Genomic DNA, 23,150 nt, shown 5'->3' on the forward strand with positions numbered 1-23,150 from the left:
CGAGCATGCCCCAGCCCTTCGTCTTCCGGACCATCGACCTCGACGGCCAGACCATCCGCACCGCAGTGCGGCCGGGCAAGGAAGGAAGCACTCCGCTGCTGATCTTCAACGGCATAGGCGCCAACCTGGAACTGGTATTCCCCTTCGTCCAGGCGCTCGACCCGGAACTGGAGGTGATCGCCTTCGACGTTCCCGGCGTCGGCGGTTCCTCGACGCCCAGCGTGCCCTACCGCTTTCCCGGCCTGGCCAAGCTGGCGGCGCGGATGCTCGACTACCTGGACTACGGCCAGGTCAACGCGATCGGCGTGTCCTGGGGCGGCGCGCTGGCCCAGCAGTTCGCCCACGACTATCCGGAACGCTGCAAGAAGCTGATCCTCGCCGCCACTTCGGCTGGCGCGGTGATGGTGCCAGGCAAGCCGAAGGTACTGATGCGCATGGCCAGCCCGCGGCGCTACATCCAGCCCTCCTATGGCGTACACATCGCACCGGACATCTACGGCGGGGCCTTCCGCCGCGACCCCAAGCTGGCCATGGCGCATGCCAGCAAGGTGCGTTCGTCGGGCAAGCTGGGCTACTACTGGCAATTGTTCGCCGGGCTCGGCTGGACCAGCATCCACTGGCTGCATAGGATCCGCCAGCCGACCCTGGTGCTGGCCGGCGACGACGACCCGATCATCCCGCTGATCAACATGCGCGTGCTGGCCTGGCGCATTCCCAATGCCGAACTGCACGTGATCGACGACGGCCACCTGTTCCTGGTGACCCGCGCCGAATCGGTGGCGCCGATCATCATGAAGTTCCTCGCCGAGGAGCGCCGCCGCGCCGTCATGCACCCTCGTCCGTTCCTGCCCAAGACCGGCTGAACTGCTGCGCGGGCAACACCAGGGCAGCAGACACTGCTTCGTCATGGTGCAGGTGCATAGTCAATGTTCCGCAACGGCGCATGGCGCCTGGCTTCGCCGCGACAGCGCAAGCTCTGCGACGCCCCTCCCGGCGTTGTGGTACAGCGCTTGCTGCCCCACTGTCGGGCGGCATCCTCCCTGTTCAGGCAGGTGTGCGGTTCTGCCCCGGGTGAAACGGAATTCACAGGCTATAACTGAGTATTCCGAGCCAGGGGACTATCGCCCATGGCATCCAGACTGTGGTCCTACGACGGAGTGTGGTCCATGCGAGAAAAACAGGAATCGGGTAGCGTGCCGGTGCCCGCCGAGTTCATGAGTGCGCAGAGCGCCATCGTCGGCCTGCGCGGCAAGGACCTGCTGACGACGGTCCGCAGCCTGGCCGTCCACGGCCTGCGCCAGCCGCTGCACAGTGCGCGGCACCTGGTCGCCTTCGGAGGCCAGTTGGGCAAGGTGCTGCTGGGCGACACCCTGCACCAGCCGAACCCTCAGGACGCCCGTTTCCAGGATCCATCCTGGCGCCTCAATCCCTTCTACCGGCGCACCCTGCAGGCCTACCTGGCGTGGCAGAAGCAACTGCTCGCCTGGATCGACGAAAGCAACCTGGACTGCGACGATCGCGCCCGCGCCCGCTTCCTCGTCGCCTTGCTCTCCGACGCCGTGGCACCCAGCAACAGCCTGATCAATCCACTGGCGGTAAAGGAACTGTTCAATACCGGCGGGATCAGCCTGCTCAATGGCGTCCGCCACCTGCTCGAAGACCTGGTGCACAACGGCGGCATGCCCAGCCAGGTGAACAAGACCGCCTTCGAGATCGGCCGCAACCTCGCCACCACGCAAGGCGCGGTAGTGTTCCGCAACGAGGTGCTGGAACTGATCCAGTACAAGCCGCTGGGCGAGCGCCAGTACGCCAAGCCCCTGCTGATCGTGCCGCCGCAGATCAACAAGTACTACATCTTCGACCTGTCGCCGGAAAAGAGCTTCGTCCAGTACGCCCTGAAGAACAACCTGCAGGTCTTCGTCATCAGTTGGCGCAACCCCGACGCCCAGCACCGCGAATGGGGCCTGAGCACCTATGTCGAGGCCCTCGACCAGGCCATCGAGGTCAGCCGCGAGATCACCGGCAGCCGCAGCGTGAACCTGGCCGGCGCCTGCGCCGGCGGGCTCACCGTGGCCGCCTTGCTCGGCCACCTGCAGGTGCGCCGGCAACTGCGCAAGGTCAGTAGCGTCACCTACCTGGTCAGCCTGCTCGACAGCCAGATGGAAAGCCCGGCGATGCTCTTCGCCGACGAGCAGACCCTGGAGAGCAGCAAGCGCCGCTCCTACCAGCATGGCGTGCTGGACGGGCGCGACATGGCCAAGGTGTTCGCCTGGATGCGTCCCAACGACCTGATCTGGAACTACTGGGTCAACAACTACCTGCTCGGCAGGCAGCCGCCGGCGTTCGACATCCTCTACTGGAACAACGACAACACGCGGCTGCCCGCGGCGTTCCACGGCGAACTGCTCGACCTGTTCAAGCACAACCCGCTGACCCGCCCGGGCGCGCTGGAAGTCAGCGGGACCGCGGTGGACCTGGGCAAGGTGGCGATCGACAGCTTCCACGTCGCCGGCATCACCGACCACATCACGCCCTGGGACGCGGTCTATCGCTCGGCCCTCCTGCTGGGCGGCCAGCGCCGCTTCATCCTGTCCAACAGCGGGCACATCCAGAGCATCCTCAACCCTCCCGGAAACCCCAAGGCCTGCTACTTCGAGAACGACAAGCTGAGCAGCGATCCACGCGCCTGGTACTACGACGCCAAGCGCGAAGAGGGCAGTTGGTGGCCGGTCTGGCTGGGCTGGCTGCAGGAGCGCTCGGGCGAGCTGGGCGACCCTGACTTCAACCTTGGCAGCGCCACGCATCCGCCCCTCGAAGCAGCCCCGGGCACCTACGTGCATATACGCTGAAAGACCCGGCCCGGGCGCCTGGAGCCGGGCACCTCGATCCCCAGAAGAAGTCCGGATGAAGACACGCGACCGTATCCTCGAATGCTCGCTGTTGCTGTTCAACGAACAGGGCGAACCCAACGTCTCGACACTGGAAATCGCCAACGAACTGGGCATCAGCCCGGGCAATCTCTACTACCACTTCCATGGCAAGGAACCGCTGGTGATGGCGCTGTTCGAGCGGTTCCAGGCCGAGTTGGCGCCGCTGCTCGATCCGCCCGAGGAGGTGCGCCTGGGCGCGGAGGACTACTGGCTGTTCCTGCATCTGATCGTCGAGCGCCTCGCCCACTACCGCTTCCTGTTCCAGGACCTGTCCAACCTGACCGGGCGCCTGCCACGGCTGGCTCGCGGCATCCGTACCTGGCTCGGCGCGCTGAAGCGGACCCTGGCCACCCTGTTGGCCCGCCTAAAGACCGACCGGCAGTTGCGCGGCGATGCGCCGGCACTCGGGCAACTGGTCGAACAGATCACCCTGACCCTGCTGTTCTCCCTGGATTACCAGCGGGTACTGGGCAGCAAGGGCGAGGTGCGCACGGTGGTCTACCAGATCATGATGCTGGTCGCCCCGCATCTGCGCAGCGAGGCCCAACGCTCGGCGGAAAGCCTGGCGCAGCGCTACCTGGGACCGGAATGAAAAACGCCCGGCGAGTGCCGGGCGTGTGCGTTGCCGCCAGGACTCAGCCCTGGCTGCTCGGCGTCGCCGGAGCGTTCGCTGCCGGAGCGCTGGCAGCCGGTGTGGCGGCGGGGGCAGCGGGCGCGCTCGAAGACGCGGCGGGAGCGGCCGGCTTCTTCGCCGCAGGCTTTTTCGCAGCCGGCTTGGCGGCAGGTTTCGCCGCGGGCTTGGCGGCGGTCGCAGCGGCCGGCTTGGCTGCCGGCTTCGCGGCGGGCTTGGCTGCGGCAGGTTTCGCAGCAGGCTTCGCCGCAGCCTTGGCTGCCGGCTTGGCCGCCGGTTTCGCGGCGGCCTTCGCAGCCGGTTTGGCGGCGGGCTTGGCTGCCGGCTTGGCGGCCGCGGTCTTCGCTGCAGGTTTTTTCGCCGCGGGTTTCGCCGCAGGCTTGGCGGCGGCCTTGGCTGCCGGTTTAGCTGCCGGCTTGGCCGCTGCGGTTTTCGCCGCGGGCTTGGCAGCCGGTTTCGCCGCAGGCTTGGCCGCTGCCTTCGCCGCCGGCTTGACGCTGACGCCGGTGAGTTTCTCGATCTGTCTGGTCAGCGTATCGACCTTGCCGTGCAGCTCCTTCACCTCGTTGCGGCTCGGCACGCCGAGACGCGAGATGGCGCTGTTCAGGCGCTTGTCGAAAGCTTCCTCGAGCTCGCTCCACTTGCCGAGCGCACGGTCCCGAACCTCGTCGACCTTGCTCTTCGCAGAGCGGGCAGAAGCCTTCGCCGCACCGACCTGCGCGTCCACATCGGACTTCGCTTCTTTTTCAGCCTTCTCGCCGTCTTTCACCAAGGTCTCGAACAGCTTGCTGCCGTCCTTGCTGACCTTCGAGTAGGCCCCCAGACCAGCCAGCCAGATCTGCCGCGAGTATTTCTCGATCTCGCCGATCCAACTGGACTCTTTTTCGCTCTTCTTCTTGCCAGCCATCCTGCTCTCCTTATTGGGTTCTCGCGACACGCTCGAGCACTGCGCTCAGCTCATCCAGCTTAGCAGAGAGTGCTTCGACATCGTTCCGGGAAGGTATGCCTATCCGGTTCAACGTGCTAGCGACACGGCTGTCGAATGCCTGCTCGATCCTGTCGAGCTGGTCTTCGACCTTTCCCTTCACCGAAGAGAGGCCGGTCTTGACACTGTCATTGGCCGAATCGACCTGACTTGTGACCAGCGATTTGCCTTTTTTCTCCAGGGCTTCGCCAGCTTTCACCAATTCCTTGAAGTAGTCGCTGCCTTCGGTGCCCAGGCGGGAATACGCACCCAGGCCGGCAAGCCAGATCTGGCGGGCATAGTGGCGGATCTCGGAGACCAGGGAAGTGGATTCGGAAACGGTCTTTTTCTTCAGGGCAATCTTGGCCATGGGGCACCTCACGCTCGTTGGGTTGAAGAAACCGCAGGCGCCGCCGGAACGCTGGCAGCGTGAGAGCAAGGTATCGGGGAAAATTAGAAACCGCATACTAAGCGGAAGATGGGCGCCGCCAGGACGGCGAACGCCCGGCAGGATCAGGCCAGCGCCTTGTCCAACGCCTTCTCGATCTCGCCCTTGAGCAGGCCGCTCATGGCCGACAGCATCAGGCCGAGCTTGACGTCCACCGCGACCTTGTCCGCCCCCACTGCGATCCTGCCGTCGACGCCGCTGCGCTTGAAGGTCAGCTCGTCGCCCTGCCATTCGCACTGCACGCCGTGCTCCTTCGCCAGACGTTCGGCCAGTTTCTCCGCCTTGGCCCGTGCGGCGTCCAGCCCCAGGCTGTGCGGACGTTCGATGTGGATACGCGACATGGATCGACTCCTGATTGCAGATCGGAAAACTATACGCGGCCAGACAAAACACCGCACCCGCGCCGTCGGACGGCGGCACAGCACTTTCCCCACATCCTGTTAGAATGCCCGGCATTCTTTCCAGGTGAGAACGTCATGAACGATCCCCGCAAAGGCGCCGACGCCGAACCCACCACCCACTTCGGCTACCAGAACGTTCCGGAAAGCCAGAAGGCGAAGAAGGTCGCCGAGGTATTCCACTCGGTGGCAGCCAAGTACGACCTGATGAACGACCTGATGTCCGGTGGCATCCATCGCCTGTGGAAGCGCTTCACCATCGAGCTGTCCGGCGTGCGCAGCGGGAACCGCGTGCTCGACATCGCCGGCGGCACCGGCGACCTGACCCGGCAGTTCTCGCGCCTGGTCGGCCCGACCGGCGAGGTGGTGCTGGCCGACATCAACGCCTCGATGCTCAAGGTCGGCCGCGACAAGCTGCTCGACAAGGGCGTCTCCGGCAACGTCAGCTTCGTCCAGGCGGACGCCGAGAAGCTGCCCTTCCCGGACAACCACTTCGACTGCGTGACCATCGCCTTCGGCCTGCGCAACGTCACCCACAAGGACGAAGCGATCCGCTCCATGCTGCGCGTGCTCAAGCCCGGTGGCCGCCTGCTGGTGCTGGAGTTCTCCAAGCCGAGCAGCAACCTGCTGTCCAAGGCCTACGACACCTATTCGTTCAGCCTGCTGCCGCTGATGGGCAAGCTGGTCACCAACGACTCCGAGAGCTATCGCTACCTGGCCGAGTCGATCCGCATGCACCCCGACCAGGAAACCCTGAAGGCGATGATGGTGGAAGCCGGCTTCGACCGCGTGACCTACCACAACATGACCGGCGGCATCGTCGCCCTGCACCGCGGTATCAAGCCTTAACCGAGGGCGCGCCGATGAGCTCGCTGCTGATCCAGGCCGTGCTGGCCGCCGCCGAAACCGGCATCAATCGCGTCCTGCGCCTCGACGGGACAGCGCTGCCGCACCTGCGCAGGCTTTCCACCAAGGTCATCGAGGTCGACTGCCTGAGCCCGCCGCTGCGGGTCTTCATCCTGCCCGCCGGCGACGGCCTGCACTTCGCCGCGCAGCATGAGGCGGAGGTCGACTGCACCTTGCGTGCGCCGGCCGGCAACCTCCTGCACCTGGCCCTGGCGCGCGACAAGACCCGCGTCCTGCACAGCCCGGAAGTCAGCATGGACGGCGACAGCGCGGCCCTGCTGGAACTGGCCGGCATCCTGCAGAGCCTGGAGCTGGACTGGGAGTACGAACTGTCGCGCTGGCTCGGCCCGCTCGCCACCCAGGTGCTCGGCAGCGGCCTGCGCGACGCTTCGCGCTGGAGCGCGCAGAGCCTGCACAGCCTGCGCCTGAACCTGGCCGACTACCTTGCCGAGGAAAGCCGCACGCTGGTCGGCCAGCACGAAGCCGAAGCCCGCTTCGCCGAACTGGACCAGCTGAAGCTGGCCCTCGATCGTCTCGACGCGCGCGTCGGACGCCTCAGCCAAAAGACCAAGCCCGACGCATGAAGCTCCTCGCTGTCCGCCGCCTCCTGCGCATCCAGCGCGTCGTCATCCGCTACCGCCTGGACGACCTGATCCTCGAACTGCCGATGCTGCCCTGGTGGCTGCGCCTGCTCGGTGCCACCCTGCCCTGGCGCTGGCTGCCGCGGCGCAAGCTGGAACTGACCCGCGGCGCGCGCCTGCGCCTGGCGCTGCAGGACCTCGGACCGATCTTCATCAAGTTCGGCCAGATTCTCTCCACCCGCCGCGACCTGCTGCCCGACGACATCGCCAACGAACTGGCCTGGCTGCAGGACAAGGTGCCGCCCTTCCCGCCAGAGCTGGCGGTCAAGCGCATCGAGGAACAACTGGGCGCGAAGATCGAACAGGTCTTCGCCCGCTTCGAACGCGAACCGCTGGCCTCTGCCTCGGTGGCCCAGGTCCACGCCGCGCGGCTGAAGAGCGGCGAGGAAGTGGTGGTGAAGGTGATCCGGCCGAACCTGGAACCGGTGATCCGCTCCGACATCGCCTGGCTGTTCATCCTCGCCCGCCTCGCCGAGCGGGTCTCCAGCGAGGCGCGGCGCCTGCACCCGGTGGAAGTGGTCAGCGACTACGAGAAAACCATCGTCGACGAACTCGACCTGCTCCGCGAGGCAGCCAACGCCTCGCAGCTGCGGCGCAACTTCGAAGGCTCGCCGCTGCTCTACGTGCCACAGGTCTACTGGGACTGGTGCCGGCCCAAGGTGCTGGTGATGGAGCGCATCTACGGCATCCCGGTGACCGACCTGGAAACCCTGCGCGACCAGCGCACCGACTTCAAGGCACTGGCCGAGCGCGGCGTGGAGATCTTCTTCACCCAGGTGTTCCGCGACAGCTTCTTCCATGCCGACATGCACCCCGGCAACATCTTCGTCAGCACCCGCGCGCCCTGGAGCCCGCAATACATCGCGGTGGACTGCGGCATCGTCGGCAGCCTGACCGACGAGGACCAGGACTACCTGGCGCGCAACCTGATCGCCTTCTTCAAGCGCGACTACCGCAAGGTCGCCCAACTGCATATCGACTCCGGCTGGGTCCCGGCGGAAACCAAGGTCAACGACTTCGAGGCGGCGATCCGTACCGTCTGCGAACCGATCTTCGAGAAGCCGCTGAAGGACATCTCCTTCGGCCAGGTCCTGCTGCGCCTGTTCCAGACCGCGCGTCGTTTCAACATGGAGATCCAGCCGCAACTGGTGCTGCTGCAGAAGACCCTGCTGAACATCGAAGGCCTCGGCCGCCAGCTCTACCCGGAACTCGACCTGTGGGCCACCGCCCAGCCGTTCCTGGAGCGCTGGATGCGCGAACGGGTCAGCCCGAAGCAGTTGCTGCGCAATTTCCAGCAACAGGTCGAGCAGGTGCCGCACCTGTCGCAAATGGCCCGCGATACCCTCGAACGCCTGTCACAACCGCACGCCCACAATGCGCCGCCGCCGGAGTGGAAAGGTTCCCGCCACGACTGGCTCGGGCGCCTGGTGGGCGCGGTGCTGCTGGTCGGCGCCGCCGAGGTCGGCCTGGGTCAGCAGCTGGAAGCCTGGCCGGCGTGGGTGATGCTGGCCGGCGGGGTGTTCCTGATCCTGCGCCGCTAGCGCCGCGCACGGCCACTAGGCCCGCGCCGATAGCCAGTCGCGCTCCCGGCTGGCACACTACTCCCATTTCCGCCGGAAACGCACGCAACGTACCGGCAACGAACGTGGAAAGACCATGAAAGACTGGCTGGATGAGATTCACTGGAACGCCGACGGCCTGGTCCCGGCGATCGCCCAGGATCACGAGACCGGGCGCGTGCTGATGATGGCCTGGATGAACCGCGAGGCGCTGGCCCTGACCGCCAGCGAGAACCGTGCAATCTATTGGTCGCGTTCGCGTGGCAAGCTGTGGCGCAAGGGCGAGGAGTCCGGGCATGTGCAGAAGCTGCACGAACTGCGCCTGGACTGCGACGCCGACGTGGTCATCCTGATGGTCGAGCAGGTCGGCGGGATCGCCTGCCATACCGGCCGGGAAAGCTGTTTCTACCGCGTCTTCGAGAACGGCGCCTGGAAGACCGTCGATCCGGTGCTGAAGGACCCGGACGCCATCTACGAACACGCAGGACACCACCATGAGTGACACCCTGACCCGTCTGGCGGCGGTGCTCGAGGAGCGCAAGAACGCCGCGCCCGACAGCTCCTACGTGGCCAGCCTGTACCACAAGGGCCTGAACAAGATCCTGGAGAAGGTCGGCGAGGAGTCGGTGGAAGCCATCATCGCCGCCAAGGATGCCGCGGCCAGCGGCGACTGCCAGGACCTGATCTACGAAACCGCCGACCTCTGGTTCCACTCGCTGGTGATGCTCTCGGCCCTCGGCCAGCATCCGCAAGCCGTGCTGGACGAACTGGAGCGCCGCTTCGGCCTTTCCGGCCACGCCGAGAAAGCCGCCCGCCAACCATCGGCCTGAACCTACACATTGCGAGGAATACGACATGGGCATTTTTGACTGGAAACACTGGATCGTCATCCTGATCGTCGTGGTACTGGTGTTCGGCACCAAGCGCCTGAAGAACCTCGGTTCCGACGTCGGCGAAGCGATCAAGGGCTTCCGCAAGGCGGTGAACACCGAGGAAGACGACAAGAAGGACCAGCCCGCCGCCCAGCCGGCCCAACCGCTGAACCAGCCGCACACCATCGACGCCCAGGCGCAGAAGGTCGAAGAACCGGCGCGCAAGGACTGACGGGTAGCCATCGATGTTCGGAATCAGCTTCAGCGAACTGTTGCTGGTCGGGCTGGTCGCCCTGCTGGTGCTCGGCCCCGAGCGCCTGCCGGGCGCCGCACGTACCGCCGGCCTGTGGATCGGCCGCCTGAAGCGCAGTTTCAATACCATCAAGCAGGAAGTGGAACGGGAAATCGGTGCGGACGAGATCCGCCGGCAACTGCACAACGAGCACATCCTCTCGATGGAGCGCGAAGCGCAGAAGCTGCTGGCCCCGCTGACCGGCCAGAATCCCCCGCAGGAAACCCCGCCGCCGGCGGCCGAGAACCCGGCGCCGAGCGTACCCACGCCGCCGCCGACCAGCACGCCCGCGGACGCCGCGGCACCGCCGGCAGTCGCTACCTCCACTCCCCCTTCGCCACCGTCCGAGACGCCGCGTAATCCATGAGCGCCGATAAACCCGAGCAGCCCGAGCACGACCAGGAAATGCCCCTGGTCTCGCACCTGACCGAACTGCGTACGCGCCTGCTGCGCAGCGTGGCGGCGATCTTCCTGATCTTCGCCGGCCTGTTCTACTTCTCGCAGAAGATCTACACCCTGGTCTCCGAGCCGTTGCGCCGCTTCCTTCCGGAAGGCACCAGCATGATCGCCACCGACGTCGCCTCGCCGTTCCTCGCGCCGTTCAAGCTGACCATGGTGGTGGCTCTGTTCCTCGCCATGCCGGTGATCCTCGCGCAGGTCTGGGGCTTCATCGCGCCCGGCCTGTACAAGCACGAGAAGCGCGTGGCGCTGCCGCTGCTGGTGTCCAGCATCATCCTGTTCTACGCCGGGATGGCCTTCGCCTACTTCCTGGTGTTCCCGATGATCTTCCACTTCTTCGCCAGCGTGACGCCCGAGGGCGTGGCGATGATGACGGACATCAACAGCTACCTGGACTTCGTCCTGACCCTGTTCTTCGCCTTCGGCGTCGCCTTCGAGATCCCGGTGGCCACGGTGCTGCTGATCTGGATCGGGGTGGTCGACGTCGAGTACCTGAAGAAGATCCGCCCGTACGTGATCATCGGCTGCTTCGTGGTCGGCATGGTCCTGACCCCGCCGGACATCTTCTCCCAGACCATGCTCGCGGTGCCGATGTGGCTGCTGTTCGAGATCGGCCTGCTGTTCGGCCGCCTGGTACGCAAGCGCGGCGAGCATCCGGACGACCAACCGGCCAGCGACGGCGACCAGCCTCCGGCCACCCGCCAGTGAACCTGCTGCTCCTCGACGACGCCGACTTCGTGTCGGCGGATCGTGCGGTCCTGCACGATCGCCGCCTCAAGCACCTGCACGAAGTGCACCGCGCCGAGAACGGCGACACCCTGCGGGTCGGCCGCCTCGGCGGCTGGATGGGCGAAGGCCGCCTGCTGAAGCTCGACGCCAGCGAGGCGACCCTGGAGGTGCGCTTCGACCAGCCGCCGCCGGCCAAGTTGCCGATCACCCTGCTGCTGGCCTTGCCGCGACCGAAGATGCTCCGCCGGGTGTTGCAGACCATCGCCGCAATGGGCGTACCGAAGCTGGTGCTGCTGAACAGCTACCGCGTGGAAAAGAGCTTCTGGCAGACCCCGTTCCTCGACCCGGCGGCGATCCGCGAGAACCTGGTCCTCGGCCTGGAGCAGGCCCGCGATACGGTGCTGCCGGAAATCATCGTCGAGAAGCGCTTCAAACCCTTCGTCGAAGACCGCCTGCCGGCCCTGGCCGCCGGCAGCCTCGGCCTGGTCGGCCATCCCGGTCCCTGGCCGGCCTGTCCGCGCGCGGTGGAGAAGCCGGTGACCCTGGCGATCGGCCCGGAAGGCGGCTGGATTCCCTACGAGGTCGACAAGCTGCGCGAAGCCGGACTGCATCCGGTGCAGCTCGGCGAACGCATCCTGCGCGTGGAAACCGCGGTCAGCGCCTTGCTTGCGCGGTTGTTCTGAAAAAACTCCGGTAAAAGACTGAAGGTTTTCCTCGCCCGGCCGACATCCTCTGTCGCGCAGGGCTCCGCACGACAACCATAAGACCTCGCCCGCCGGCCACGTACCGGCCCTCCGCGCCCGCACGCCGGACGCGACGACGCTGAGCCATTACCTGTTCCGCCACGCCATGGGGCTGCCAACCCAGGGTGTCGCACTGCCTGGAGTAATGACGATGTACGATTGGTGGGTTCTCCAACTGGCCAAGCTGAGCGTCAGCCGCAAGCTGATGGTCGGTTTCGGTGTCCTCCTCGCGCTGCTTCTGCTGGTGGTGATCAGCAGCAACCGCACCCTCACGCACCAGACCGCCCTCAGCGAGCAGCTCGCCGAAGTCGCCAGCCTGATGGAACAGGCCCAGCAAGCCGAACAAGGCCGCCTGGCATTCGAAGCCGGCAGCGACCCGCGCCAGGCCGAGCAGGTCCGCCAGACCCTGGCCGGGATGCTCCAGCGCCTGCAGGCGCTGCGCGACAGCGAGCTTGACCCGGCCGCCCTGGCCCACCAGGCCGAAGCCATCGAAGCCTACCGCAAGGCCTTCGACGACCTCACCGCAGCCGATCAGCAACGCAGCGCCGCCCGTGGTGTGCTGGTGGGCACTGCACAGCAGGCGCTGGACAGCTTCGCCCGCCTCGAGGAACTGATGGACGCCAGCCTCGCGCAGCAGGCCGGCGACCCGCAGGCCTTGCAACGCAGCCGTGCGGTGGCCGACCTGCACCAACAGTTGCTCATGGTGCGTTACCAGGTGCGCGGCTACGTCTTCGAGCGCAGCGACAAGGCCGAGCAGGCCGCGTTCGCCGCGTTCGACGCCCTCCGCCAGGCCGGCACGACGCTGCGAGGCCAATTGCCCGGCGAGGCCGATGCGGCGCTGGAACAGGCCATGGGCAGCCTCCAGGGCTATCGTGGCGGCATCGAGCAGTTCCGTGCCGGCGTCGTCCGCACGCGCCAGGCGCAGCAAGCGATGCAAAGCAGCACCCAGGATATGGCCCGGGCCGGCCGGACCCTCACCGAAGCCGGTCGCCAATTGCGCGAGAGCACCGCCAGCCGCGACCGCACCAGCCTCTGGCTGATCGCCGCGCTGGCCCTGGCCTTCGGCTGCGTCGCCGGCTGGGCGATCAACCGGCAGATCGTCCGGCCGCTGGACGAAGCCCTCGCGCAGGCCGAGGCCATCGCCGCCGGCGACCTCGGCAAGCGTCCGCAGAATCCCCTGACCCTCCAGCGCCGCGACGAACTGGGCCAGTTGCAGCGAGTCATGCAGCGCATGGGTGACAGCCTGCGCGAGCTGGTCGGGCGGATCGGCGACGGCGTCAGCCAGTTGGCCAGCTCCGCCGAGGAACTCTCGGCGGTCACCGAGCAGACCCGCGCCGGGGTCAACAGCCAGAAAGTGGAGACCGACCAGGTCGCCACCGCCATGCACGAGATGGCCGCCACCGTGCAGGACGTCGCGCGCAACGCCGAGCTGGCCTCCCAGGCCGCTCGCCAGGCCGATGAAGAGGCGCGCCAGGGCGACGCGGTGGTCGACCAGGCGGTGACCCGCATCGAGCGCCTGGCTACCGAAATGGACGTTTCCAGCGAAGCCATGGCGCGCCTGAAGAACGACAGCGAGCAGATCGGCAGCGTCCTCGACGTGATCAAGTCGGTGGCCGAGCAAACCAACCTGCTGGCGCTCAACGCCGCCATCGAAGCGGCACGCGCCGGCGACGCCGGACGCGGCTTCGCGGTGGTCGCCGACGAGGTCCGCGGCCTCGCCAAGCGCACCCAGCAGTCCACCGCCGAGATCGAGGGCCTGATCCAGCGTCTCCAGCAGGGCGCCGGTGAAGCCGCCGAACGCCTGGAGAACAGCCGCTCGCTGACCGCCAGCACGGTGGAACTGGCGCGCCGCGCCGGCGCCGCGCTGGACAGCATCACCCGTACCGTCTCCGACATCCAGAACATGAACCTGCAGATCGCCACTGCCGCGGAGCAACAGAGCACGGTGGCCGAGGAGATCAACCGCAGCGTCCTCAGCGTACGCGACGTCGCCGAGCAGTCGGCCGCCGCCAGCGAGCAGACCGCCGCCTCCAGCGGCGAGCTGGCGCGCCTGGGCACGCAGTTGCAGGCGCAGGTGGGACGCTTCCGCCTGTAACATCCCGAGAGGATCCTCCTTGCATCGGCAGCCCCTCCCGTCCATCGAAAGCGGACAGGAGGGGCACCTTTGCGTAGGATCAGGCTTTCGCCTTTTGGGAGATGACGCCATGCGCCCGATGACCATCGATATCGACGAACTGGCCTTCGCCCTGGATACCCCGGGAATCGACCACTACCTCGACCTGTACAGCGGCAAGGTGCTGCTGATCTCCGCCGAGGCGCCCGATCCCGAACTGGACGCATTGCTGGAAAACGAGCCGGAACGCCTGCTGCTGATCGACCCGCTGAGCACCACCCAGTCGCTGGGACTGATGCAGGATTTCCTCCGCGAGGTGGAAGAGCCGCACGCCTATGCGACGCTCGCCAACGCGCTGCAGAGCCGCAAGCCGTTCAAGGCCTTCAAGCACTCTCTGATGGAGTACCCGGAACTGTTGCAGGACTGGTACCGCTACCAGAACGAGCGCCTGCGCGAATGGGCGCTGGACTGGCTGGAGGACAACGATATCCAGCCGGCCGCGCGGCAGAGTCCGACGTCGCTCCTGCCGCCGCCGGGCAAGCCGTTCGCCTAGCGCGGTACTAGAGGACCTGGCGGAGGAAGGCCTGGGCCCGCGGGTCCTGCGGATTGTCGAAGAACTGCGCCGGCGGCGCGTCCTCCAGCAGCTTGCCGTGGTCGAAGAACAGCACGCGGTCGGCCACTTCGCGGGCAAAGCCCATCTCGTGGGTCACGCAGACCATGGTCATGCCTTCCACGGCCAGGGTCTTCATGACGTCGAGGACTTCGCCGACCATCTCCGGATCGAGCGCCGAGGTCGGTTCGTCGAACAGCATCACCTTGGGGTCCATGCACAACGCGCGAGCGATCGCCACGCGCTGCTGCTGGCCGCCGGACAGGCGCGAGGGATATTCGTCGGCCTTCTGCCCGATACCGACCTTGGCCAGCAGCGCCCGCGCCTTGGCCTCGCGCTCGGCCTTGCCGCGTTTGCGCACCACGCGCTGGGCCAGGCAGAGGTTCTCGAGCACGGTCATGTGCGGGAACAGGTTGAAATGCTGGAACACCATGCCGACTTCGCGGCGGTAGGCATTGATGTCGGTCCTCGGGTCGGCCAGGTCGACGCCGTCGATGCTCACCGAGCCTTCGTCGAACTCCTCCAGGCCGTTCAGGCAGCGCAGGAAGGTCGACTTGCCGGAACCGGACGGACCGATCACCACCAGCACCTCGCCCCTGGCCACGCGGGTACTCACGTCGTCCACCGCGCGCACTACCTGGCCGCGGGTATCGAAGACCTTCAGCAGGTTGCGTACTTCAATCACTTTGTCCGAGCCTCCGCTCCAGTCGGGATGCCATGTGCGAAAGGGGCAGGTTCAACAGCAGGTACAGCGCGGCGACGCAGAACCAGATCTCGAAGGTGGAGAACGAGGTGGTGATCGCCTCGCGGCCGCTCTTGGTCAGTTCGGTGATGGCGATCACCGAGACCAGCGAGGTGTCCTTGACCAGGCTGATGAACTGCCCGGCCAGCGGCGGCAGCACGCGCTTGAAGGCCTGCGGCAGGATCACGTAGCGCATCGACTGGCCGGCGTTCAGGCCCAGGGAACGGGCGGCCTCGTTCTGTCCGCGGGCGATGGACTGCACGCCGGCCCGGATGATCTCGGCCACGTAGGCGCCGGTGAACAGCGCCAGCGCCGCGACCCCGGCAAACTCGCGGGACAGGTTGAGCACGGTGCCGATGAAGAAGTAGAAGATGAAGATCTGCACCAGCAACGGCGTGCCGCGCACCAGCTCGACGTAGATCGTCGACAGGTCGTGCAGGGTCGGGTTCTCCGACAGCCGGCAGAGGCCGGCGACCAGGCCGATCGCCAGGCCGATGGCACCGGACACCAGCGATAGCCAGAGGGTGGTCCACAGGCCCCAGAGCAGTGGGCCGGCGGCCCAGTGGCGGGTCACCCCGACCGCGTCGCCCTCGGCCACGTCGTCGCCTTCGGAGAATTGCAGGCTGTCCTGGGCGACGGTCACGACCTGCTTCTCGCCGCTCTCGCCAAGCAGCGTGACGCGCGCGTCCCTGCCCTGTTCCTCGATAGCCTCGACCCGGCCGATCTCGTTGGCCCGCAACGGCTCCTCGGCCTGGTAGGCGAAGTACTGCGGAACGCGGTTCCAGCGCCATTCATAGGAAATCAGCGAGGTGGAGAACCACAGCGCCCAGGCCAGGACCAGCAGGATCAGCCCGGTCAGCAGGTGCCAGGGCCAGACGGAACGTTTCTTCTTGGTCACGGAAACTCTCTCGAACGATGGAATGCGCAGGTACGACGGCCCCCTTCGCGGGGGCCGTCAGCGGTTCATTCCATTTCCTTCAGCCACTCGGTGTTCTTGAACCACTTGTCGTGGATGCGCTGATAGGTGCCGTCTTCGCGGATCTGATGGAGGAAGTTGTTGATGAAATTGATGCTGTCGTAGTCGCCTTTCTTCAGGCCGAACGCCAGCGGCTCGTAGGTGAACGGCTGGTCGAGGTAGACCAGCTTGCCGGCGCCGAACTTGCTCACCGCCACCACGTTGTAGGGCGAGTCGTAGATGAAGGCGTCGGCCTTGCCGTTGACCACGTCCATCACCGCTTCCGGCTCGTTGTCGAAGCCGTGGTACTTGGCCTTGCTGATCAGCTTGCGGGCAACGATCTCACCGGTGGTGCCGATCTTCGAGGTGATGCTGTACTGCGGATCGTTCAGGTCCTTGTAGGACTTGATCTTGCCTTCCAGCTCCTTGCGCACCAGCAGGGTCTGGCCGACCACGATGAAGGGCTCGGAGAAGTTCAGGCGCAGGTTGCGCTCCTGGGTCAGGGTCATGCCCGAGCCGATCATGTCGAACTTGTCGGTCAGCAGCGCCGGGATGATGCCGTCGTAGCTGGTGGAGACCAGCTCCAGCTTGACGCCCATGGACTTGGCCATGGCCTTGAGCAGGTCGACTTCGAAGCCGATGATCTGGCCGCGCTTGTTGGTCATCTCGAACGGCATGTAGGTCGGGTCCATGCCGACCCGCAGGGTGCCGCGCTTGACCGCGTCCTCCACCGCGCCGGCCGCCTGGACCGAAGCCACGCCCACCAGGGCGCAGACGCCCAGAACCAATGAAGCAAGATACTTTTTCATTCCCCAATCCCCAGCAGTCTTAGAAACACAGTCGTCGAACGGATGCTCTCGTCGTGTCGCCGTCCCGGGCGGGCAGCAGGCCATGACCGGCTGCGCAAAAGGCGGCCGATAGTACCTCAGCTGGCGAACGATACGAGACTTTCTGGATTGCCGGCGCAGGGTAACAGCAGCGCCGCACGGGGAAAACAGGCAAGAAACAGACCATGCCCCCGGCGGCGTTCCGCCGGGGGCATGGGATCAGGACTGGGCGGCGGGCAGCAGGCCGGCGTCGCCGGGCACTACCTGGGCCAGCGGTACGCTGGCGGCGTGGGGGTCGTCCGCCTCGGCCTTGCGCCAGCGGCCGAGCCAGTCGTCGCGGTCCTCTTCCCAGACCCGCGTATGCAGGCGCGAAAGTGCTACCGGGTCACTCAACAGGGCCAGGCGCGTGGCGCCGTCGAGCTGTTCCGGGCCCTTCTCGATGGCCTTGCCGATACGCTCGCCGCGCACCGTCTCGATGGCTTGCGCACGGTTGTGGCGAGCCGTGCCCATGGCGCAGGCCAGGGCGTTGAGCAACGGATCGACGGCGGCCTTGAGGAAGCCATCCTTGAGCGCATGCCAGCGGTTCTCGTAGGTGTACTCGTCGGTGGCGCGCAGCTCGCGCGGCGTGTCGTACTCCTCCGGGATCAGGAACAGCTTTTCATCGCGGGCGCGCAGGCCCAGCTTCACCCGACTGGAGATCACCGATACCGGGATAGACAGGATCAGCGAACCGACGATCGGCGACAGCCACCACAGGAAGCGCGGGTTGAGCCAGGCCACCAGCAGGGTCCAGGCGATACCCAATAGGGTCTGCATGCCGTGCCGGCGGATCGCCTCGCTCCAGGGCGTGGCGTCGTCGTCGCGCTGCGGCGAGTTCCACTGCACCGACCAGCCGAGGAAGGCGGCCAGCACGAAGCGGGTGTGGAAGAGCATGCGCACCGGCGCCAGCAGCACCGAGAAGAACATCTCCAGGAGCATGCTCAGGGTCACTCGGATCACCCCGCCGAAACCCTTGGCGCCCTTGGCCCAGATCAGCATTACGCTGAGCAGCTTGGGCAGGAACAACAGGGTCAGGGTGGTGGAGAACAACGCGATGGCCTTCTCCGGATGCCACTGCGGCCAGATCGGGAACAACTGCCGCGGTTCCAGGAAGTACTGCGGCTCCATCAGTTGGTGCACCGCCAGCAGCGCGGTGGAAAGCACCAGGAAGAAGAACCACAACGGCGCCGACAGGTAGGACATGACCCCGGTGAGGAACACCGCGCGGTGCACCGGGTGCATGCCCTTGACCAGGAACAGGCGGAAGTTCATCAGGTTGCCGTGGCACCAGCGGCGGTCGCGCTTGAGTTCGTCGAGCAGGTTCGGCGGCAGTTCTTCGTAGCTGCCGTCGAGGTCGTAGGCGATCCACACGCCCCAGCCGGCACGGCGCATCAGCGCAGCCTCGACGAAGTCGTGGGACAGGATCGCGCCGGCGAACGAGCCCTTGCCCGGCAACGGCGCCAGGGCGCAGTGGTCGATGAAGGGCTGCATGCGGATGATCGCGTTGTGGCCCCAGTAGTGCGACTCGCCGAGTTGCCAGAAGTGCAGGCCGGCGGTGAACAGCGGGCCGTAGACGCGGGTGGCGAACTGCTGCATGCGCGCATACAGGGTGTCCATGCCGGACGCCTTCGGCGCGGTCTGGATGATCCCCGCCTCAGGATTGGCCTCCATCAGGCGCACCAGCTTGGCTAGGCAGTCGCCGCTCATCACGCTGTCGGCGTCCATCACCACCATGTAGCGGTAGTCGCCGCCCCAGCGCCGGCAGAAGTCGTCGATGTTGCCGCTCTTGCGCTTCACCCGGCGCCGGCGGCGACGGTAGAAGATCTTGCCGAAGCCCTTGGTCTCGCGGCACAGCTCGAGCCAGGCCTGTTGCTCGGCGACGGCGATATCCGGGTCGTTGGTGTCGCTGAGGACGAAGAAGTCGAAGCGTTCCATCTCGCCGGTGGCGGCCATCGACTCGACGGTCGCCCGCAGGCCGGCGAATACCCGCGGCACGTCTTCGTTGCAGATCGGCATGACGATCGCCGTGCGGGCGTCGGCGGCGATCGGCTCGCTGCCGGCGCTGCTGCCGGAGATCCGGTAGCGGTCGCGCCCGGTGAGCAGCTCCCAGAAGCCCATCAGCGCGGTCCAGAAGCCGGCCGAGACCCAGCAGAAGAGGATCGCGAAGAGCGCCAGGATGCCGAACTGGATGACATAGGGCAGCACCTGCTGGACGGTATCCAGCAGGCTCTGCTGGGCCAGTTCCTCCAGGTCGACGAAGGCCCAGCCCTGGTAGGGCAGGATGCCTTTCATGTAGTAGGTGGCGACCGAGGTCTGCGCCAGCATCAACAACAGCAGGATGAACCGGCGCAGCGAGCCGACCCGCTGCCAGCGGGCCCGCGGCAGGGCACGCTTGGGCTTGGGCGGGTTGCTGCGTCCGGTCAGCCGACGCCAGCCGCGCACCAGGATGTTGGTGCGCCAGGGCTCGGGAATCACCTTGGTACGGCGGATCGGCGGGGAAATCTTGAGGAAGGTGCGACCCTGGGCGTCGACGCCGAACATCTCGGCGTCGTCCAGCTCAGGGGTGCCCAGCTGCAGGCGGGCGCGTACCGAGGCCAGGGCGGGATCGCCCCCGGCATCGGCAGCGGCGCCTTCCGCTCCCGCCAGGCAAGCGTGCAGCTCGGAGAAGGAAGCGGACTCGCCAAGCCGCTCCCGCTCCTCTTCCGCCAGGGGAAGATGAGCGAGGTAGTCGGCCAGCGGTGCTTTCGTAGTGGATGGGTTATTCATCGGCAGGCAGCTGATAGCTCCAGGTTTCGCTCAGTGGCTTCTGCGCCTCGTCGACCAGCGCCGCGCGCATTTCCACCGGCTTCTTCGGATCCTTGACCTTGATCCGCAGCGTCAGGCGCCAGCCTTTCAGGACCGGGTTGTAACGCAGGCTGTTCTCCACCACCTCGGCGTTGCTGTCGGTGCTGACCTGGGTGGTCACCGGCGCGTCCGGCGCCAGGTCCTTCAGGGCCGGCCCTTCGAAGTCGACGACCAGGGCGGTGCTGCCGTCCTGCTGGCGGATCAGGTTCTTCTGCTTCACGTCGCCGACCGAGCGCATGGTCTGCTTGACCCAGGAGGATTTCGGGTCGTGCAGCTCGTCTTCATCCATGGTCCAGTGCAGGCGGTAGGCGAAGTCCAGCGGCTTTCCGACCTCAGGCTGGGTCTCGGGGTTCCAGAACGCGACGATATTGTCGTTGGTTTCGTCCGGGGTCGGGATTTCCACCAGTTCCACGGTGCCCTTGCCCCAGTCGCCCTTCGGCTCGATCCAGGCGCTCGGACGCAGGTCGTAGCGGTCGTCCAGGTCTTCGTAGCGGGAGAACTCGCGGCCGCGCTGGAGCAGGCCGAAGCCTTTCGGGTTCTCCACGCTGAAGGTGCTCACCGACAGGTGCTTCGGATTGTTCAGCGGACGCCACAGCCACTCGCCGTTGCCGGCATGGATCTGCAGACCGCTGGAGTCATGCAGCTCGGGCCGGAAGTTGTGCTGCTCGGACGGCTGGTTGGAGCCGAACAGGTACATGCTGGTCAGCGGCGCCAGGCCCAGTTTGCTGACCTTGTCGCGGAGGAACACGCGGGCCTGGACATCCATCACCGCATCCTTGCCCGGACGCAGCACGAAGCGGTAGGCGCCGGTGGCCCGCGGCGAGTCGAGCAGGGCGTAGATCACCAGTTGCTTGTCCTGCGCCTTCGGCCGCTCGATCCAGAATTCGCGGAAGCGCGGGAACTCTTCGCCCGAAGGCAGCGCGGTATCGATCGCCAGGCCGCGCGCCGACAGACCGTAGACCTGGCCCTTGCCGACCACGCGGAAGTAGCTCGCGCCGAGGAAGGTGGCGATCTCGTCCTGCTTGTCGGCCTTGTTGATCGGATAGAGCACGCGGAAACCGGCATAGCCGAGATCCTTGGTGGCATTCTCGTCGAACTTCAGGGATCCGAAATCGAACTTGGTGCGATCGTACTTGATCGGCTTGACCGTGGTAGCGGTCACCTCGTTGATCTTCACCGGCGTGTCGAAGTGCATGCCCTGGTGATAGAAGCTCAGCTTGAACGGCGTCTTCAGCTTGCCCCAGTAGGCGCGCTCGTTGATGAAACGGATCTGCTGGTAATCGGCGAATTTCATTTCGCTGAATTCTGATGGCAGGTTGCTGGTCGGCGCGGAATACTTGTCGCCGGCCAGGTCCTTGGCCTTGCTCGCCACGTCGTCGATGCTGAACGCCCATACCGGGGCGGCGACGAATGCCAGCGCGGTCGAGCCGGCAAGCAGCAGGGTGCGCACGCGGGCGCGGAAATCGGTGTTTGAAACGGAACGGAAAATCACGAGGCCCCCTCGTCCGTGAACATGAATTACTGAAGACGCCCTGACCGTTCAGGGGTCTCCGACGGCACCGGAGTGCCGGTCGAACATGGTTTCGCCACATTCGCTGCCAAACCCGATAGATAGCCAGATTTGGCGCGATCTGACAAAAAGAATGCCTGTTTCCAGTCATTCGCGTTACGTGCACCGGGCCTGGAGAACCAGGGGGCATGCCGCTCGTCGGCTAGCGACCCCAGAGGTTCCGACCCTGCCCGGGCGGAATGATTCCCGTCCATTGGGTTGCAGGACGCCCCGCCCGGCATCGGGATGCCGGCCGGCCTGTCCTGTACAGCATGAAATCGGCGTGCGGATGATGCACCGAGGTTGTGACAAAAGGCCATGTATCTGTCACAAAAATTCACCGTTCCAGCCCCGCCATCCCTCCCTGAAGCACCTTGGGGACAATCCCCTCGACGCCGATCAACTCTCCAGCAGGAAGGTCACCGGCCCGTCGTTGACCAGGTGCACCTGCATGTCGGCGCCGAAACGCCCGGTCGCCACCTGCGGATAGGCCTCCCGCGCCAGTTTCACCAGGTGCTCGAACACCGTCTCTCCTTGCGCCGGCGGCGCCGCGCTGGAGAAGCTCGGACGCAGTCCGCTGCGGGTGTTCGCCGCCAGGGTGAATTGCGAGACCAGCAGCAAGCCGCCCTGCACGTCCAGCAAGGACCGGTTCATCTTGCCCTCGTCGTCGCCGAACACCCTGTAGTTGAGCAGCTTGTGCAGCATCTTCGCCGCGCAACGCTCGCCATCCTCGGGCTCGACCCCGACCAGCACCAGCAGGCCGCGATCGATGGAGCCGACGATTTCGCCGCCAACCTCCACCCGCGCCGCGCCGACGCGCTGCAGCAATGCCTTCATTCGGCCTCCGGCGGCAGGTCGAGCAGTCGCCGGCCGATCTCGTTGGTGGCGCGCACCAGCGCATCGACTATCCCCGGCTCGCTGGCGGTATGCCCGGCGTCGCGGATGATCTGCAGTTCGCTGTTCGGCCAGGCCTGGTGCAGGGCCCAGGCATTGTCCAGGGGACAGATGGCGTCGTAGCGGCCATGCACGATCACGCCAGGCAGATGGGCGATGCGGTGCATGTCCTCGAGCAACTGGTTGGGCCTGAGGAAGCCCTGGTTGACGAAGAAGTGGTTCTCGATGCGCGAGATCGACAGCGCCCTGCCCGGCTCGGTGAAGCGGTCCACCACCATGGGGTTGGGGCGCAGCGTGGCGGTGCGGCCCTCCCAGGTCGACCAGGCCTTGGCAGCGTGCATCTGGGCGATCTGGTCGCTACCGGTCAGGCGCTTGTGGAAGGCCGCCAGCAGGTCGCCGCGCTCTTCCGGCGGGATCGGCGCGACATAATCTTCCCAATAGTCGGGGAACAGGCGGCTGGCGCCTTCCTGGTAGAACCAGTGGATGTCCTGCGGACGGCAGAGGAAGATGCCGCGCAGGATCAGCGCATGGACCCGCTCGGGATGGGTCTGCGCGTAGGCCAGCGACAGGGTCGAGCCCCAGGAACCGCCGAACAGCACCCACTTCTCGATACCCAGGTGCTCGCGCAGGCGCTCCATGTCCGCCACCAGCTCCCAGGTGCTGTTCTTCTCCAGGCTGGCGTGGGGCGTGGAACGGCCGCAACCGCGCTGGTCGAAGGTGACGATACGGTAGAGGTTGGGATCGAAGAAGCGACGCGACAGGGCATCGCAACCGGAGCCGGGGCCGCCGTGGACGAAGACGACCGGCAGTCCGTCCGGCGAACCGCTTTCGTCGGCATACAGCACATGCGGTTCGTCGACGGCCAGCTCGTGGCGAGCGTAGGGTTTAATTTCCGGATACAGAACTAGCATGATGCGCTCCCGAGGCGATGTGTTCGGCCCCCGGCGCAAACGTCGACAGCGGGGCCCGTCCTTTGCTCTGCCGCGCATGATACTTCGGCGCCGG

General features: G+C 66.2%; 24 protein-coding genes. 14 read left to right on the forward strand and 10 right to left on the reverse strand.

Features of this window, described 5'->3' with window-relative positions; genetic code table 11:
• The first annotated feature begins 5 nt into the window (after positions 1 to 5).
• The 3 genes from phaZ to VQ065_RS29010 all read left to right on the forward strand — a co-directional run bounded on the left by phaZ (position 6) and on the right by VQ065_RS29010 (position 3,522).
• Positions 6 to 863 (forward strand): poly(3-hydroxyalkanoate) depolymerase, encoded by an 858-nt coding sequence (gene phaZ, locus VQ065_RS29000; protein WP_003095866.1) that lies wholly within the window; start codon positions 6 to 8, stop codon positions 861 to 863.
• Positions 864 to 1,166: 303 nt separating this feature from the next.
• Positions 1,167 to 2,849, forward strand: coding sequence for a class II poly(R)-hydroxyalkanoic acid synthase (gene phaC, locus VQ065_RS29005; RefSeq protein ID WP_003095871.1), 1,683 nt, complete (start codon positions 1,167 to 1,169; stop codon positions 2,847 to 2,849).
• Positions 2,850 to 2,904: 55 nt separating this feature from the next.
• Positions 2,905 to 3,522, forward strand: a complete 618-nt coding sequence (locus VQ065_RS29010; protein WP_003095872.1) for a TetR/AcrR family transcriptional regulator — start codon at positions 2,905 to 2,907, stop codon at positions 3,520 to 3,522.
• A 43-nt stretch (positions 3,523 to 3,565) separates the two neighbouring features.
• Here the strand turns inward: VQ065_RS29010 and VQ065_RS29015 are convergent, their stop codons facing one another.
• The 3 genes from VQ065_RS29015 to VQ065_RS29025 all read right to left on the reverse strand — a co-directional run bounded on the left by VQ065_RS29015 (position 3,566) and on the right by VQ065_RS29025 (position 5,314).
• Entirely contained in the window at positions 3,566 to 4,468 is a 903-nt protein-coding gene (locus VQ065_RS29015; protein WP_014603506.1) for a phasin family protein, read from the reverse strand.
• A 10-nt stretch (positions 4,469 to 4,478) separates the two neighbouring features.
• A complete protein-coding gene (locus VQ065_RS29020; protein ID WP_003103463.1) occupies positions 4,479 to 4,895 on the reverse strand; it encodes a phasin family protein in 417 nt (138 codons plus the stop codon).
• A gap of 143 nt (positions 4,896 to 5,038) precedes the next feature.
• A complete protein-coding gene (locus VQ065_RS29025) occupies positions 5,039 to 5,314 on the reverse strand; it encodes a polyhydroxyalkanoic acid system family protein (RefSeq protein WP_003095874.1) in 276 nt (91 codons plus the stop codon).
• A gap of 135 nt (positions 5,315 to 5,449) precedes the next feature.
• On the opposite strand from VQ065_RS29025, the gene ubiE reads away from it, so the two are divergent.
• The 11 genes from ubiE to VQ065_RS29080 all read left to right on the forward strand — a co-directional run bounded on the left by ubiE (position 5,450) and on the right by VQ065_RS29080 (position 14,238).
• Positions 5,450 to 6,220, forward strand: a complete 771-nt coding sequence (ubiE, locus tag VQ065_RS29030; RefSeq protein ID WP_003095876.1) for a bifunctional demethylmenaquinone methyltransferase/2-methoxy-6-polyprenyl-1,4-benzoquinol methylase UbiE — start codon at positions 5,450 to 5,452, stop codon at positions 6,218 to 6,220.
• Positions 6,221 to 6,234: 14 nt separating this feature from the next.
• The gene (locus tag VQ065_RS29035; RefSeq protein WP_003095880.1) at positions 6,235 to 6,861 is read left to right on the forward strand and encodes a ubiquinone biosynthesis accessory factor UbiJ; all 627 of its coding nucleotides are present in this window, start codon (positions 6,235 to 6,237) and stop codon (positions 6,859 to 6,861) included.
• Positions 6,858 to 8,459 carry a ubiquinone biosynthesis regulatory protein kinase UbiB gene (gene ubiB / locus VQ065_RS29040; protein WP_003095885.1) on the forward strand — a complete coding sequence of 534 codons (1,602 nt, stop codon included), beginning with the start codon at positions 6,858 to 6,860 and terminating at the stop codon, positions 8,457 to 8,459. Before VQ065_RS29035 ends, ubiB begins: the two co-directional genes overlap by 4 nt.
• Positions 8,460 to 8,574: 115 nt before the next feature.
• Positions 8,575 to 8,979: a phosphoribosyl-AMP cyclohydrolase gene (hisI, locus tag VQ065_RS29045; RefSeq protein WP_003095888.1), complete on the forward strand. Its 405-nt coding sequence runs from the start codon at positions 8,575 to 8,577 to the stop codon at positions 8,977 to 8,979.
• Positions 8,972 to 9,307 carry a phosphoribosyl-ATP diphosphatase gene (locus VQ065_RS29050; protein WP_003095892.1) on the forward strand — a complete coding sequence of 112 codons (336 nt, stop codon included), beginning with the start codon at positions 8,972 to 8,974 and terminating at the stop codon, positions 9,305 to 9,307. The genes hisI and VQ065_RS29050 overlap by 8 nt, the downstream gene beginning before the upstream one ends.
• A 25-nt stretch (positions 9,308 to 9,332) precedes the next feature.
• On the forward strand, positions 9,333 to 9,581 hold the full coding sequence (locus VQ065_RS29055) for a twin-arginine translocase TatA/TatE family subunit (RefSeq protein WP_003095893.1): 249 nt from the start codon (positions 9,333 to 9,335) through the stop codon (positions 9,579 to 9,581).
• Between the two features lie 13 nt (positions 9,582 to 9,594).
• Positions 9,595 to 10,008, forward strand: a complete 414-nt coding sequence (tatB, locus tag VQ065_RS29060) for a Sec-independent protein translocase protein TatB (protein ID WP_003095895.1) — start codon at positions 9,595 to 9,597, stop codon at positions 10,006 to 10,008.
• Positions 10,005 to 10,808 (forward strand): twin-arginine translocase subunit TatC, encoded by an 804-nt coding sequence (gene tatC / locus VQ065_RS29065; protein WP_003095896.1) that lies wholly within the window; start codon positions 10,005 to 10,007, stop codon positions 10,806 to 10,808. Before tatB ends, tatC begins: the two co-directional genes overlap by 4 nt.
• On the forward strand, positions 10,805 to 11,512 hold the full coding sequence (locus VQ065_RS29070; protein ID WP_003095898.1) for a 16S rRNA (uracil(1498)-N(3))-methyltransferase: 708 nt from the start codon (positions 10,805 to 10,807) through the stop codon (positions 11,510 to 11,512). The genes tatC and VQ065_RS29070 overlap by 4 nt, the downstream gene beginning before the upstream one ends.
• 211 nt (positions 11,513 to 11,723) lie before the next feature.
• On the forward strand, positions 11,724 to 13,667 hold the full coding sequence (locus tag VQ065_RS29075; protein ID WP_003095902.1) for a methyl-accepting chemotaxis protein: 1,944 nt from the start codon (positions 11,724 to 11,726) through the stop codon (positions 13,665 to 13,667).
• A gap of 109 nt (positions 13,668 to 13,776) precedes the next feature.
• Positions 13,777 to 14,238: a UPF0158 family protein gene (locus tag VQ065_RS29080; RefSeq protein ID WP_003095904.1), complete on the forward strand. Its 462-nt coding sequence runs from the start codon at positions 13,777 to 13,779 to the stop codon at positions 14,236 to 14,238.
• Between the two features lie 7 nt (positions 14,239 to 14,245).
• On the opposite strand, the gene VQ065_RS29085 is transcribed toward VQ065_RS29080, so the two are convergent.
• The 7 genes from VQ065_RS29085 to pip form a co-directional block, all read right to left on the reverse strand.
• Positions 14,246 to 14,980 (reverse strand): amino acid ABC transporter ATP-binding protein, encoded by a 735-nt coding sequence (locus VQ065_RS29085; protein ID WP_003095906.1) that lies wholly within the window; start codon positions 14,978 to 14,980, stop codon positions 14,246 to 14,248.
• Complete coding sequence (locus VQ065_RS29090) at positions 14,973 to 15,935, reverse strand: amino acid ABC transporter permease (protein WP_003095908.1); 963 nt, start codon at positions 15,933 to 15,935, stop codon at positions 14,973 to 14,975. Before VQ065_RS29090 ends, VQ065_RS29085 begins: the two co-directional genes overlap by 8 nt.
• A gap of 65 nt (positions 15,936 to 16,000) precedes the next feature.
• Positions 16,001 to 16,801, reverse strand: coding sequence for a transporter substrate-binding domain-containing protein (locus tag VQ065_RS29095; protein ID WP_003095910.1), 801 nt, complete (start codon positions 16,799 to 16,801; stop codon positions 16,001 to 16,003).
• A 237-nt stretch (positions 16,802 to 17,038) separates the two neighbouring features.
• The gene (gene mdoH / locus VQ065_RS29100; RefSeq protein ID WP_003095912.1) at positions 17,039 to 19,624 is read right to left on the reverse strand and encodes a glucans biosynthesis glucosyltransferase MdoH; all 2,586 of its coding nucleotides are present in this window, start codon (positions 19,622 to 19,624) and stop codon (positions 17,039 to 17,041) included.
• Positions 19,617 to 21,194: a glucan biosynthesis protein G gene (locus VQ065_RS29105; RefSeq protein ID WP_003095915.1), complete on the reverse strand. Its 1,578-nt coding sequence runs from the start codon at positions 21,192 to 21,194 to the stop codon at positions 19,617 to 19,619. Before VQ065_RS29105 ends, mdoH begins: the two co-directional genes overlap by 8 nt.
• A gap of 456 nt (positions 21,195 to 21,650) precedes the next feature.
• Complete coding sequence (dtd, locus tag VQ065_RS29110; protein ID WP_003095916.1) at positions 21,651 to 22,088, reverse strand: D-aminoacyl-tRNA deacylase; 438 nt, start codon at positions 22,086 to 22,088, stop codon at positions 21,651 to 21,653.
• Positions 22,085 to 23,056, reverse strand: a complete 972-nt coding sequence (pip, locus tag VQ065_RS29115; protein ID WP_003095918.1) for a prolyl aminopeptidase — start codon at positions 23,054 to 23,056, stop codon at positions 22,085 to 22,087. The genes dtd and pip overlap by 4 nt, the downstream gene beginning before the upstream one ends.
• Between the last annotated feature and the right edge of the window lie 94 nt (positions 23,057 to 23,150).

The organism is Pseudomonas sp. KBN10P06128 (assembly GCF_037574945.1).
Taxonomy (GTDB): domain Bacteria; phylum Pseudomonadota; class Gammaproteobacteria; order Pseudomonadales; family Pseudomonadaceae; genus Pseudomonas; species Pseudomonas aeruginosa.

Excerpts from the sequence above, each read along its gene's own strand:
- VQ065_RS29050 (WP_003095892.1), top strand. The coding sequence starts at position 8,972 with ATGAGTGACACCCTGACCCGTCTGGCGGCGGTGCTCGAGGAGCGCAAG.
- tatB (WP_003095895.1), top strand. The coding sequence starts at position 9,595 with ATGTTCGGAATCAGCTTCAGCGAACTGTTGCTGGTCGGGCTGGTCGCC.
- hisI (WP_003095888.1), top strand. The coding sequence starts at position 8,575 with ATGAAAGACTGGCTGGATGAGATTCACTGGAACGCCGACGGCCTGGTC.
- dtd (WP_003095916.1), bottom strand. The coding sequence starts at position 22,088 with ATGAAGGCATTGCTGCAGCGCGTCGGCGCGGCGCGGGTGGAGGTTGGC.
- VQ065_RS29015 (WP_014603506.1), bottom strand. The coding sequence starts at position 4,468 with ATGGCTGGCAAGAAGAAGAGCGAAAAAGAGTCCAGTTGGATCGGCGAG.
- tatC (WP_003095896.1), top strand. The coding sequence starts at position 10,005 with ATGAGCGCCGATAAACCCGAGCAGCCCGAGCACGACCAGGAAATGCCC.
- VQ065_RS29055 (WP_003095893.1), top strand. The coding sequence starts at position 9,333 with ATGGGCATTTTTGACTGGAAACACTGGATCGTCATCCTGATCGTCGTG.
- VQ065_RS29020 (WP_003103463.1), bottom strand. The coding sequence starts at position 4,895 with ATGGCCAAGATTGCCCTGAAGAAAAAGACCGTTTCCGAATCCACTTCC.
- VQ065_RS29035 (WP_003095880.1), top strand. The coding sequence starts at position 6,235 with ATGAGCTCGCTGCTGATCCAGGCCGTGCTGGCCGCCGCCGAAACCGGC.
- VQ065_RS29080 (WP_003095904.1), top strand. The coding sequence starts at position 13,777 with ATGCGCCCGATGACCATCGATATCGACGAACTGGCCTTCGCCCTGGAT.
- mdoH (WP_003095912.1), bottom strand. The coding sequence starts at position 19,624 with ATGAATAACCCATCCACTACGAAAGCACCGCTGGCCGACTACCTCGCT.
- VQ065_RS29095 (WP_003095910.1), bottom strand. The coding sequence starts at position 16,801 with ATGAAAAAGTATCTTGCTTCATTGGTTCTGGGCGTCTGCGCCCTGGTG.
- ubiB (WP_003095885.1), top strand. The coding sequence starts at position 6,858 with ATGAAGCTCCTCGCTGTCCGCCGCCTCCTGCGCATCCAGCGCGTCGTC.
- VQ065_RS29010 (WP_003095872.1), top strand. The coding sequence starts at position 2,905 with ATGAAGACACGCGACCGTATCCTCGAATGCTCGCTGTTGCTGTTCAAC.
- ubiE (WP_003095876.1), top strand. The coding sequence starts at position 5,450 with ATGAACGATCCCCGCAAAGGCGCCGACGCCGAACCCACCACCCACTTC.
- VQ065_RS29025 (WP_003095874.1), bottom strand. The coding sequence starts at position 5,314 with ATGTCGCGTATCCACATCGAACGTCCGCACAGCCTGGGGCTGGACGCC.
- VQ065_RS29075 (WP_003095902.1), top strand. The coding sequence starts at position 11,724 with ATGTACGATTGGTGGGTTCTCCAACTGGCCAAGCTGAGCGTCAGCCGC.
- phaZ (WP_003095866.1), top strand. The coding sequence starts at position 6 with ATGCCCCAGCCCTTCGTCTTCCGGACCATCGACCTCGACGGCCAGACC.
- pip (WP_003095918.1), bottom strand. The coding sequence starts at position 23,056 with ATGCTAGTTCTGTATCCGGAAATTAAACCCTACGCTCGCCACGAGCTG.
- phaC (WP_003095871.1), top strand. The coding sequence starts at position 1,167 with ATGCGAGAAAAACAGGAATCGGGTAGCGTGCCGGTGCCCGCCGAGTTC.